The sequence below is a fragment of the Sodalis sp. RH19 genome (genome assembly GCF_047324215.1).
Classification (GTDB): domain Bacteria; phylum Pseudomonadota; class Gammaproteobacteria; order Enterobacterales; family Enterobacteriaceae; genus Acerihabitans.
Window position 1 is genome coordinate 748,830 of record NZ_CP178734.1, and the last position, 13,249, is coordinate 762,078.

At 42.2% G+C, this 13,249-nt stretch carries 9 protein-coding genes; 8 read left to right on the forward strand and 1 reads right to left on the reverse strand.

Annotated features, from left to right (window positions below; translation table 11 throughout):
- Window positions 1-15: 15 nt before the first annotated feature.
- Window positions 16-1,848, forward strand: coding sequence for an outer membrane assembly protein AsmA (gene asmA / locus ACL2XF_RS03440; RefSeq protein WP_413727998.1), 1,833 nt, complete (start codon window positions 16-18; stop codon window positions 1,846-1,848).
- Window positions 1,849-1,920: 72 nt separating this feature from the next.
- On the opposite strand, the gene ACL2XF_RS03445 is transcribed toward asmA, so the two are convergent.
- Entirely contained in the window at window positions 1,921-3,501 is a 1,581-nt protein-coding gene (locus ACL2XF_RS03445; RefSeq protein ID WP_410014348.1) for a TerC family protein, read from the reverse strand.
- A 1,265-nt stretch (window positions 3,502-4,766) separates the two neighbouring features.
- Here ACL2XF_RS03445 and ACL2XF_RS03450 point away from each other — a divergent pair.
- The 7 genes from ACL2XF_RS03450 to ACL2XF_RS03480 all read left to right on the forward strand — a co-directional run bounded on the left by ACL2XF_RS03450 (window position 4,767) and on the right by ACL2XF_RS03480 (window position 13,144).
- Window positions 4,767-5,906: a polysaccharide export protein gene (locus ACL2XF_RS03450; protein ID WP_413727999.1), complete on the forward strand. Its 1,140-nt coding sequence runs from the start codon at window positions 4,767-4,769 to the stop codon at window positions 5,904-5,906.
- Between the two features lie 3 nt (window positions 5,907-5,909).
- Entirely contained in the window at window positions 5,910-6,344 is a 435-nt protein-coding gene (locus ACL2XF_RS03455) for a protein tyrosine phosphatase (protein WP_413728000.1), read from the forward strand.
- Between the two features lie 12 nt (window positions 6,345-6,356).
- Entirely contained in the window at window positions 6,357-8,558 is a 2,202-nt protein-coding gene (locus ACL2XF_RS03460) for a polysaccharide biosynthesis tyrosine autokinase (RefSeq protein ID WP_413728001.1), read from the forward strand.
- A 154-nt stretch (window positions 8,559-8,712) separates the two neighbouring features.
- Entirely contained in the window at window positions 8,713-9,942 is a 1,230-nt protein-coding gene (locus ACL2XF_RS03465; protein WP_413728002.1) for an O-antigen ligase family protein, read from the forward strand.
- Window positions 9,943-9,952: 10 nt separating this feature from the next.
- Complete coding sequence (locus tag ACL2XF_RS03470; RefSeq protein ID WP_413728003.1) at window positions 9,953-10,864, forward strand: glycosyltransferase; 912 nt, start codon at window positions 9,953-9,955, stop codon at window positions 10,862-10,864.
- Window positions 10,830-12,011 carry a glycosyltransferase family 4 protein gene (locus ACL2XF_RS03475; RefSeq protein ID WP_413728004.1) on the forward strand — a complete coding sequence of 394 codons (1,182 nt, stop codon included), beginning with the start codon at window positions 10,830-10,832 and terminating at the stop codon, window positions 12,009-12,011. The genes ACL2XF_RS03470 and ACL2XF_RS03475 overlap by 35 nt, the downstream gene beginning before the upstream one ends.
- Window positions 12,008-13,144: a glycosyltransferase family 4 protein gene (locus ACL2XF_RS03480; RefSeq protein ID WP_413728005.1), complete on the forward strand. Its 1,137-nt coding sequence runs from the start codon at window positions 12,008-12,010 to the stop codon at window positions 13,142-13,144. The genes ACL2XF_RS03475 and ACL2XF_RS03480 overlap by 4 nt, the downstream gene beginning before the upstream one ends.
- The last annotated feature ends 105 nt before the right edge of the window (window positions 13,145-13,249 follow it).

A 13,249-nucleotide genomic window follows, 5' to 3' on the forward strand; every position in this document is an offset into this window, starting at 1 on the left:
TTTTTTGAGGATGGCATGAGACGATTTCTGACGACGCTGGTTATTTTGCTGGCGGTTTTGGTGGCAGGCACTACTGCGCTGGTGTTGCTGATCAATCCCAATGACTTTCGTAATTATATGGTCACCAAGGTTGAGCAGCGCAGCGGCTACCGGCTGCGCCTGGACGGCGATCTGCGCTGGCACGTCTGGCCGCAGCTCAGCATCCTGGCCGGACGCATGACGCTCACCGCGCCCGGCGCCGCCGTGCCGGTGGTCAGCGCCGAAAATATGCGCCTTGATGTCCAGCTCTGGCCGCTGCTGTCCCATCAGCTCTCGGTAAAACAGGTACTGCTGAAGGGGGCCGTCATTACCATCACGCCCGACAGCGAAGCCCGCCGGCCGGAAAATGCGCCCATTGCGCCCGCCGGCACGCCCGACCTGACGCCGCACTCAGGATGGTCCTACGATATCGCCAGTTTAAAGGTGACCGACAGCCTGCTTATCTGGCAACGGGAGCCAAACGAACAAATCAACCTGCGCGATTTCAACCTGGATGTGGAGCAAACGGCGGCGCGGCTGGCCAATATCACCTTCTCCAGCCGCATTAACCGCGATCAGCGCGACGTGGCGGTCTCCCTCAGCGGCAAAGCTGACCTGAGCCACTACCCGCGCCAGCTGGCCGCCAGCCTTGACCGTTTTAACTATGAACTCCACGGCCAAGGGTTACCGGCCGAGGGCATCAAAGGGCAGGGTAAATTCAGCGCCGACTATTCCGCCACCAACCAGACCGTCGAATTAAGCAACATGTCCTTCAGCGCCAACGACAGCGAGCTGGCGGGCCAGGCCAGCGCCAAACTGGGCGACGCGCCGGTTTATCAGCTCGACCTCACCGCCAAGCGCCTGAACCTGGACACGCTGCTGGGCATCAACGCCGGCGGCGGCAATGACACGCAAAGCCATCGCCACAGCGCCAAGCCGGTGATCGCCGCCATCGGTAAAGAGGAACAGCCGCTGGCGGTATTGAATGATTTCAACGGCCAGCTAAACCTGACGGCGGATCAGGTTATCTACCACGGGCTCAATATCACCGGCTTTAAAACCCAGGCGGATAACCGCCGCGACCATCTGTCGATCAATACCCTGGGCGGAAAACTGGGCGACGGCGAATTCAGCCTGCCGGGCACGGTGGATACCACCGGCGCCAGGCCCCGTTTTGAATTAAACCCAAGCTTAAAACAGGTGGCGCTGGGACCGCTGCTGCAGGCATTTGCCCTGCCGCAGACCCTGACCGGCCGGCTATCCGTGGACGGGCAATTGACCGGGCAGACCTTCAGTTTCCGGGATTTTGCCGAAAACTGGAGCGGCAAAGGCCGGATGCAGCTCGATGATGCCCGCCTGGAAGGATTGAATATCCAACAGCTGATTCAACGGGCCGTCGAGCGCACCAATAATAATGTCACGGCGCAAGAGCGCAACGAGACCTACTCAGCGGTAAAACAGCTTACCGCCGACGCCACGCTCGAGCGGGGCAATCTGCGGCTGAACAATCTGGCGGGAGACTCGGACCTGATGTCGCTTGCCGGCACCGGCGTGCTCGACCTGCCCGGCAGGCAGTGCGACGTGAACCTCAATATCCGGGTGCTTAAGGGCTGGCAAGGCGAGCCGCAGCTGACCGAGGCGCTGGTCAATACCGCCATCCCGCTGCGCGTCTACGGCCCCTGGGACAGCCTCAGCTATCAGCTGCACGTCGACCAGTTGCTGCGAGACCGCTTGCAGGACGAGCTAAAGAAACGCCTGGACGCCTGGGCGCAGAAAAACCAGGATCACCCGCAGAACAAAAACGTGCAAAAACTGCTGGATAAGCTGTAACGGGGCAGGGGACTAACGGAACGCGGGGGCCTAAGGCTTGTCATGGCTAAGCCCCCGCGCCGCCGCGTATTCTCAGACTTCGTATTCAGGTAAGGTTTCGGGGGTGATGCGTACCTTTAATATCCGGTGGCTCTCTACTTCCAGAATCTCAAACAGATAATTATCAATACTCAAGGTATCGCCTTCCTTGGGGATCGCCTGCGTATGCTCCATCAGCAATCCCGCCAGGGTATGGTATTCCCGCCGCTCTTCCAGCGGAATACCGATATAGCCGACCAAATCCTCCAGCGGCAGGTACCCATTCACCGTCAGGGTGCCGTCATCATGCTGCACGATATCATGGCGCGGGTCGATTTCTTCGTTTTCCAGCGGCAGGTTGCCGGCAATGGTCTCCATCACATCGCTCAGGGTGATAATACCTTCCACCGACCCGAACTCATCGACGATAAACGCAAAATGGGTATGCGCCTCGCGAAACTGCTCCAGCGCCAGCAGCAGCGACAGCTGTTCGGGAAACACCAGCGGCTGGCGGATCAGCGCGCGCAGATTCAGCGGCTCATTGCGCAACTGCTGGGTTAGCAGGTCGATAACGTGCACCACGCCCAACGGCTCATTGGACGCGCTGTCCTCGGTAATCACCAGCCGCGTATGCTGGTTATTTTCCAGCAGCGGGATTATCACCTCGGGCGGATCGCGCAAATCGATATGCTCGATATCATGACGCGAGGTCATCACGCTGCTTACGGTGCGCTGGGCCATGCCCAACACCCGTTCAATCATGCGCCGCTCCTGCTCGTTAAACACCTCCTGGCCCTCGCCGTCGCTGTCGGCAATCAGAGAGGAGGTCTGCGCGTCCAGCTGCGCTTCTTCGTGTTTGCCGTTCAGCATGCGCAGCACCGCCTCGGCGGTACGCTGGCGCAACGGCACGCTGGAAGATAAAAACCGCCGCCGGTTAAACTGCGCTAGCTGGTTCAACGCCTCTATGGCCACCGAGAAGCCGATGGCGGCGTACAGATAGCCTTTGGGAATATGATAACCAAAGCCATCCGCCACCAGGCTAAAACCAATCATCAGCAGAAAACTTAAACACAGGATCACAATGGTGGGATGGGCGTTGATAAAACGGGTCAGCGTCTTGCTGGCCAGCATCATCACGCCAATGGCCACCGCCACCGCCGCCATCATCACCGCCAGCTGATCCACCATGCCCACCGCGGTAATCACCGAATCTATGGAGAACACCGCATCCAGGATCACGATTTGCGTGACGACCGGCCAAAAGCGCGCGCCCTTGCGCTGTGTCTGCGTCTCTTCATCCTTGCCTTCCAGACGCTCGTTAAGCTCCATGGTGGCTTTGAAGATCAAAAACACACCACCGGCCAGCATAATAAGGTCGCGGGCGCTAAAGGGGTGTCCGGAGACGCTAAACAGCGGTGCGGTCAACGACACCAGCCAGGACATCGACGCCAGCAGCACCAAACGCATCAGCAGCGCAAACGCCAGGCCCACTATCCTTGCCCGATCCCGCAGGCTCGGCGGCAGCTTCTCCGCCAGGATGGCGATAAACACCAGATTGTCGATGCCCAACACCAGCTCCAGCACGATAAGCGTCGCCAGGCCTGCCCAAATCGTCGGATCGGCGATCCATTCCATAATCGTTACTTTACCTATAACAATGACTGTTTCAGGGGAATGATGGGAGGTAACGCGGCAAAACTCAACCGATCATTACATCCAGCGGCGATAGCAGAGGGGTGATGGAGCTACAAAAGGATAAAAATGATATATGGACAAAACATTAGCGTCATTAATTAATATGCAACACCTATCACTGACTTGAAGGTTGAACTAACTCAAACTGGTTATTATCTAGTTGCTTTATTAATGTTAATAACCTGCTAAATGGATGCGCATCGCTCAAAGAGTATGCTGGATAAGAAATTGTTATTTCTCAAGCAGATCGCAAGCATAAACCGCGGAAGTGGTGAAATTATAGGCAATTGTCGTCTTGGCGCAACAAACCTGAGGGTAGTCTTATTCCTAAAACGTGGCGCAGGGGTCATCGAAACCTTGTAAAGAGATAATTAATAATTAGTATAACAATGATGAGGCATATGTTGTGCCAATTATATTGTTTTTGGTCAAAAGATAGGCATGGAAAGTGCGGTTTTGTGACTGACCGCGCACAAAGACACGTGAACCCCTGAAGTTTTGGACCCAAAAAAGACCGGAACCCGATAAAAAAGACCAACAGTGCATTGGTAGCTACAAGCCAAGGGCGGTAGCGTGTTTTTACGTAACCAAGGCACAAGTATATCCCCCAGCCTCAAACGGACCGGTAATCACACTGTGATCTGATCAGTCAACCGATAAACGTGCGTGTCATGACAATGCCGTCGATTGGCAATGTGTTATGGCTTCGGTTTTACGGTAGTACATAAAGTCTCAATATTGGCTAAAAAATGACCTATTCTCTGACTGGAATGAGATGCTCATCTGTATCGGCCAACGGGGTAAAAGCTTTAGTGATAAATAAATTTGTTACTAAGCAGAAATTCTGCTGATTTTTGCTGACAAATCCAGCATTCCTCAATACAAGCGACTATTCTCTATGCTGAACATGGTGTAAGGCGATGATGAACCTTTGCATAAATGAATACTTAATCAAATATGTGCAGAATGATCAGGTTTATAGTTGAATTTATCTGCTATTTTTGGTCAATTAGTTGTACCACTACTTAAGTGATATGCGTTGCGCAGTGAGACCATGATGGCGTACAGACAGGGCATAGTAAGTGAAAAGATGAACAGCGCTAAGTTTTGGGGCTTTTTTTTGGCATTAACATCCTTGCGTAAGGCGATACCAAAGACTTGGATACGCTTTTTACTCGAGCAACAGCGATAGTGATGATAACTCAATGATGAAAACAAAACTTAAGTTGATGCCGCTTTTGGTGTCGGTTGTCTTGATTAGCGGATGTACAGTTGTACCTGGTTCAAATATGACAACGCGTGGCAAAACAGTAATAAAATCAGATGATTCGGATTTTGATATTGGCAAGTATGTGAATGTTTTTGCTATGACGCCCTCGCTTATCGAACAACTACGCACCAAACCTATTGTCGCTCAAAACAATAGTCAACTAGATCGTGAACTACAGAACTATGAGTATCGAGTTGGGGTTGGAGATGTGCTTAGTGTTACGGTTTATGATCATCCAGAGTTGACGACACCCTCGGGTACTTTTCGTAGCGCTAGCGATGCCGGAAACTGGGTACATGCAGATGGGACTATCTTTTATCCTTATATAGGTAAAGTTAACGTCGTCGGAAGGACTGTAACTGAAATTCGGTCAGATATTACCAGCCGACTCGCGCAATTTATAGAAAGTCCGCAGGTAGATGTAAGCATTGCGACCTTCAGATCACAGAAAGCTTATGTGACTGGGGAAGTGAGTAAATCAGGGGAGCAACCTATTACTAATGTCCCGCTGACCATACTGGATGCTATCAATAATGCGGGAGGTCTGAGCGGAGACGCAGATTGGCGAAATGTGATTCTTACTCACAATGGTAAAGGGCAATCTATCTCATTACAGGCTCTAATGCAAAATGGTGATTTACAACAAAATCATCTACTTTATCCTGGTGATATTTTGTTTGTTCCGCGCAATGATGATTTAAAAGTGTTCGTGATGGGTGAAGTAACTAAACAAACAACTCTTAAAATGGATCGCAGTGGCATGACTCTAACTGAAGCGCTAGGTAACGCAGAAGGGATAAGCCAAACGACGGCCGATGCTACGGGTATTTTCGTCATTCGCCCAATAAGAAATAGTGGGCCGGGTAGTAAATTAGCAAATGTTTATCAGCTGGATCTGTCTGATGCGACGTCTCTTATCCTCGGAACTGAGTTTCGATTACAACCATATGATATGGTCTACGTAACTACAGCTCCAATAACGAGATGGAATCGCGTTATCGGTCAATTGGTACCGACAATAAGCGGAGTTCGTAACGTATCCGATGGCGGACGTAATGCCGGAGCATGGAACTAAGTAATGCTAGGAAAAATACTTGTAGTATGTGTAGGCAACATTTGTAGGTCACCTACAGGTGAAAGATTGCTGATGAAATATTCACCAACAAGTAGCATCACTTCAGCTGGCATCAGTGCAGTTGTAGGACATGCGGCTGACATAAAAGCGGAAAAAATTGCCAAGGAAAACAGCCTGAGTTTGAATGGTCACGTTGCTAAGCAATTGACGGCGGAAATGTGCACAAAAAATGAATTGATCCTCGTAATGGAACAGGAGCATTTTGATGCAGTGTGTCGGATTGCTCCAGAAGCGCGAGGAAAGATCATGCTCTATGGGCATTGGCTCGGTAAACGTGAAATTCCGGATCCCTATAGAAAAAGCGAAGAAATCTTCAGATTTGTCTACCAATTGCTTGATTCCGCAGCACTTAAATGGGCTCAAGCACTCAAACGATAATCAAGGAATGTAATGAGTGACACTAATAAACTGGCGTTATCCACTGATAACCCTGATGAGATAGATTTAGGGCGAATTTTCGGCACCTTAGTTGATAACAAATGGCTCATTTTGTCGATTACCATAATATTCGCGATTTTAGCTATTATGTATTGCGTTCTTGTCACCCCGATTTATCGTTCTGATGCATTAATTCAGGTTGAGGGAACACCGGAATCTTCCATCTTAGATAATTTGAACAGCGTTTTTCCTGGAGGGGCAGCGCCGACTTCCGATACTGAAACAGTCTTAGTGCAATCTAGGCTAGTAATAGGTAAAACTATTAAAGATTTAGATCTTGAAGATGAGATAAAAAGAAAATATTCACCTCCCATAATAGGTGGATGGTTCGCAAAATTATCAAAATCGAATAACGATTCAGTGAGTATTGCTACTTTTTCTGTACCTGACAATTATATTAATCAGCCTTTTATAATAAAGGTCCTAGATAAAAATAGATATACATTAGAAAAAGATGGCGAAATACTTCTATATGGAAATAAGGACGAGTTGGTGCACTCGAAAGGGATAGTGCTTAATATAAACAATATCAATGCCTCTGCTGGTGCGCAATTTGTTTTAACTAAACGCCATTTCCTAAACATATACAATGAGTTACTTGGTGCATTAACTGTTGCAGATAAAGGCAAAAATACGGGAATGTTGGGGTTAAGCTACGATAACTCTGATCCCGAAAAAGCCACTGAAGTATTGAATAGCATTTCAGTAAATTATGTCCTGCAAAATGTTCAAAGAAAGACAGAGGTGGCTGAAAAAAGTCTGGAATTTATTCATGAGCAAATGCCTATTGTAAAAAATAGTTTGACAGTCGCAGAAAATAAACTGAACGATTTTCGTCAAACGAATAATTCTGTCGACATGTCATTACAGTCAAAATCATTACTGGATACGATAGTACAACTCGACTCAGAACTTAATGAACTGACTTTTAAAGAAACGGATATATCTAAACTATACACAAAAGATCATCCCGCTTATAAGGCCCTTATAGAAAAGAAAAAGATCCTTTCAGACGAAAAGGAACAGCTCAATAAAAGCATATCGGGATTGCCAAAAACACAACAAGAAATTGTAACATTGACTCGCGACGTTGAAGTGGGACAACAAGTTTTCATGCAATTACTTAATAAAGAACAAGAATTGCAAATTGCAAAAGCAAGCGCTGTGGGCAATGTTAGGATCATTGATCAAGCAATGACAAGACTTGCGCCAATATCTCCTAAAAAGGCAATTATAATAATTTTGTTCACATTTTTAGGCTTCTTAGTTGCTATTGCATTGTGCTTAGTTAGAAAAGCATTCCATCGAGGTATCGAAGGACCCGCAGTACTAGAAGCACTAGGAATGAATGTCTATGCAAGTATACCACTATCAGAATGGCAGAAATCGCATGATGAGAAATTAAGGCTGGCTAGCCAACGCCATAAGAATGCAAAGATCGAAGTTTTGGCACTAGGTAATCCAACTGATCTGGCCGTTGAAGCTATCCGAAGCCTTAGGACGAGTTTACATTTTGCAATGATGGAAGCAAAAAACAAGGCTCTAATGATTTCTGGGGTAAGCCCTTCTATCGGCAAATCATTCGTCAGTTCGAATCTCGCAGTTGTACTTGCGCAAACAGGCAAAAAAGTATTACTCATAGATGGTGATTTGAGAAAAGGTTTTATTCATCAATCATTCGGTAATTTAAGCAACAAAATAGGGCTTTCAACAATTCTATCTGGTCTTGCTGCCAATGGCGATGGACTACAAAGTATTGAAAATGTAGAAACTTTAAGAATCTTAACACGAGGTCAAGTTCCTCCGAATCCATCAGAGTTGCTCATGGGAAAAAGATTAGCTGAATTACTTGCATGGGCTGAAACACATTTTGATATTATTGTTATAGATACGCCTCCTATTCTGGCTGTAACCGATGGTGCGATAATAGGCAGCCTCTGTGGGACATCACTTTTAGTAGCAAAATTTGAAGATAATACCGTGAAACAAGTACAAGCAAGCTTAAAACGATTTGAACAGAATGGAATTATGATCAAAGGTGTCATCTTGAACGTTGTAATGAAACGTGCTGCTAGCTATTATGGTAATGAAAGTTATGGTTATTACGAATATGATTATCAGTCTAAAAAAGACAGTGATGGCAAGGATTTATAACATTTTAAAATAAATACGAAATTGCCTGAAATAATAAAAAGCAAACATAGGGTCTGATTAAATGAAAGTGACATTTTCGTACACCAAACTTGACGCAACTAGTAGACTGAAAATGATTCCAAGCCTTGATGTATTGAGGTTGCGAGGATAAAATGTGAAAATTTTTATACGCTATATAATATTATTTTCGCTAATATGTTCAGTCACAAATTATGTGCCTTTCAGCTTAACTGTCCTACTCTTTTTACCATTAGCTCTTATAGAGATATTTTATCGAGATCATGGATTACGTTTTAAAAAGATTGAGTTTTATCTTTTAGGCCTTTTTATCTATATCATATTTTCAACCTTAACCTATAACCCATCATCTTTTAGTGAATATGATTTTTATAGAAGAGATGGGAATTTTTTTATTACTTATTTAGTCCTATTAGTTTTTATATTTTTACCATATGAAATCAATTTTGAGATAAATAGTTTACTTGAAAAAATACTAGTTTTATTTCTTGTTATTTCGATCCCTGCATATATCCTAATTCCCACTGAAGCCGAGAATGCAGGAGTCCATCATTATTTATTTGTATCTCATAATGCCGCTGGAGGATTCTATTCCGTTATGGCTTCTATGGCAATAGGTTTATATCTAGTTAACCGCAAATTAGTGTTATTAGGCTGTACATTAGCTTTTTGTTTTCTACTTTATATGAGTGATTCAAGAGGAAGCATCCTCGCGATTTTTGGAGCTTTAGCATATTCAATATTTAAGTTTAAAAGACCAGGCCTAGTAATAGCAATTTTCTTTGCTCTACAAATAGTAATTGTAAATATAACTTATCCAGCATGGGTCGATAGTGGAAAATATATGTCCCCGGAAGCAAATTTCACTGCGTCCGTCAATGTTAAATTCGAACGTGCGGGGACCTTTGTTGATCGGTTGTATTATCTCTGGCCACGGGCTTATGATAATTTTTTACATTCGCCGCTTTTAGGATTGGGATTTGGGAGTTATGATGATCTTTATTATGAATATATAAATGTGGTACCACATATATATGCGATTAAAGAGGGCGGCATCACTCGTCATTCAGACTCGCATGCACATAACTCCTTATTAGATATAATGGCTGAATTAGGTCTATTAGGCATATCATTATACGTATTGCTTTTCTCAGAAATAAATAAAAAAATTGTCAAAATTAAGTCATTCAACCCTGGTTTATCTAAAGCTTTGAGTCTCTCTTTATGGACATGTGTATTTTCCGCCGCTACGGAACATCGTATCACTACGCCAGCGCAGATGGTGCCATTTTTTATATTATTTGGCATGGCGTATGTTAAATATTTCAAGAAAAAAAATGTAGAGATAATCAATCATATCTCTTAAGGAATTGCTGATGACTGCAGAAAAATCGATTAGCATTTATATACCAACCTATAATCGCCCTGATTTCCTAGATAGAGCATTAGCATCCGTAGAAAGGCAAACTTATAAAAATTTACAAGTACTAATATGTGATGATGGCTCTGATAAGAATTACGAAGAGATATATGAAAAATATAAAAACAGCTTCTCAGATTTGATCCTTCTTCGGAATGAAAGTTCGAGAGGGGCATGTCATTCAAGGAATAGAATGATCCAGATCGCCGATGGAGAATATATAACAGGATTAGATGATGACGACGAGTTTTTACCTGATAGGATAGAAACATTTGTTCAAGCAAAGGAGTTATCAGAATATGCTTACCTTTGTGCTGGGCAACTAACAAAAACCAAAACGGGAATTTACAGACAGCCTCATCAACCTGGAAAAATAGAGCTTAGTCATTTATTCAATAGAAATTATGTAGGTAACCAAGTTTTTGTCAAAACTGAGGCTTTTAGAATGATAAATGGCTTCGATGAATCACTTCCAGCTTGGCAAGATTATGACGCTTGGGTGCGCTTGACGCAATCCATCGGTTCAGGTTTTAAATTACCTTGCCATACGTATCAACTTAATATCGATCATGAAGAAGGGCGTATCAGTACTTCACCAAAAGCAAAAATGGGTTATGAATTATTTCTTCAACGATACGATTGCTTTTTGAGCAAAGGAAATAGATCAAGCCTTTTTTTCCAAGATAAAATAAATAGAAATCAGAATATATCACTGCAAGAGCTTTTTAATAATTACAGTAGTAACACTCTCAAAATGTTTGTAAAACATACTATCAACAAAAGATTTCCACTTCTCAAGAGTATTCTTTATAAACATAAGAATGAAGGTAAAAATGGCAAAAATCAAAGTGCTACATATTTCAGATGAATATGAAGGTGGGGGAGCAGAATCGGTTTTCCGTGATACAATTTCAACATGCGAAAAATTAGGTTTCGAAAATGAAGTGTATTACAGTGATTCAAAAATATCAGCCTTCGCTTATGTTTTTTCTTTAAAAAATTATAAGGCTTTAAAAAAAATAGTGAAGAAATTCCAGCCTAATATAATTCATATTCATAATTATTACCATTATCTAACTCCTAGTATTCTATATGCCTTAAGGAAAGTTAAAAGAGAGCAAAAATTTAAAGTTATATTTACAGCTCACGATTATCATCTCATTTGTCCTAATAGCGGCCTTCAATATTTTGATGGCGGAATAAGGAGAAATTTTGATGAAAAAAAGAATAATATCTCTTATAGAAATAAGTTTGACGATAGGTCAATAATTCATTCGACTTTGAAATTATTTCAACATAAATTTAATTATGGACTTTTAAAAACTGCATCTGTTATAGATACAATAATTAGTCCAAGTTACTTCTTGCGAGATGTTTTTCACAATTATGGCATAAGTATACCAATAAAAGTCATCAGAAATCCTATTTCTTTAACGCCTTCTGATTTGATACCTAAAGTTGATGGTGAACCAAAAAAGGAAGAAAATAAAATAAAATTAGTCTTTTTTGGGAGATTATCTAAAGAAAAGGGTGTTGAAAGTTTTTTACTGAAATTACATAAGGAGTTTAATGATCCCATTGAATTGCATATATTTGGTAATGGCCCAGAATTAGAAAATCTTACTAATTTAAAATTAAATAAAAATATTAATATAATATTTCATGGGTATATTGAAAGGGTTGAACTTAATAAGCTGATTAGAAATTTTGATATTTTTATACTCCCTTCTATATGGTATGAAAATGCGCCAATTTCAATAATTGAAGCAGCGTTTGCGGGTCTACCATGTCTCGTTACAAATCAGGGGGGGTTAAAAGAGATGGCGTCATTAACTGAACACTTTGCTACGTTTGATTATGAGAATGATAATATATCTGAATTAATTAACGGGCTCATCTTAAAAAAAAGTAAAAATTATCTGCTTAACGAGGATGATTTCACTTATGATAACTATGAAAAAAATATTAATAAATTGTATTTAGAATTACACAATCAAGTTGAGGAAAATGAATGATTGACGCAAAAGTAGCGATAATACATGATTGGTTGGTCGTCTGTGGAGGAGGAGAAAAGGTTCTTTCTGCAATTATCGATACATTTCCAGATTGTGATCTTTTTAGTACAATAGATTTTTTATCCACGGATGATCGTTATATAATCAGGAATAAAAAAGTTCATACGACATTTATTCAAAATTTACCTTATGCGAAAACAAAATACAGAAATTACTTACCTTTAATGATGTTGGCAATCGAACAACTCGACCTTTCAAGCTATGATATTATCATAAGCAGTAGCCATGCAGTGGCGAAAGGAGTTATTACAGGCCCTAATCAGCTGCATATATGTTATTGTCATTCTCCAATCAGATATGCATGGGATCTTCAAAGTCAGTATCTCAAGGAGTCAGGCTTAGAAAAAGGTGTTAAAAGCTGGATTACGCGATGGTTGCTGCATAAAGTCAGAATATGGGATTACAGAACTGCTAATGGAGTTGACTATTTTATTGCTAACTCAAAATATATCGCTAAAAGAATAAATAAGGTTTACGGTAGAAAAGCTGATATTATCTATCCAAATGTCGCTATTGAGGATTTTGAGACTGAAAATGAAAAAGACGATTATTATTTCACAGCTTCACGAATGGTGCCATACAAAAAAATAGATCTAATTGTTGAATCATTTAAAATGATGCCAGATAAAAAGCTTGTTGTCATTGGAGATGGACCACAATTTAGCAAAATAAAAAAATCAGCAGGTTCAAATGTCGAATTGCTAGGGTATCAAAAATTTAATATCCTTAAAGAGAAAATGACAAAAGCGAAAGGTTTTATATTCGCTGCTGAGGAGGATTTCGGAATAATTCCAGTTGAGGCACAGGCTTGTGGTACTCCAGTAATAGCATTTGCTAAAGGTGGGGCATTAGAAACTGTTAATGGCCTGGAGTCATTATTTCCTACAGGGATTTTTTTCAAAGAACAAACATGTGAATCGATCATTTCTGCAATTGAATCTTTTGAAAAGAATTATGGAATCATTAATGCTACTAACTGTAGACAAAATGCGGAAAAATTTAGTACGTTAAGATTTAAAAATGAATTAAAGGACTATGTAACTGAAAAATGGAACATATTTCGTAATAATTAAAATGATTGGTTGCCATTTATTTTGAAAAAATATCCCTTCGTAAATATTATGATAATCACTCGAATTAAGTAAATATTTATACTTAAAGTGCTACTTTAAATGGGA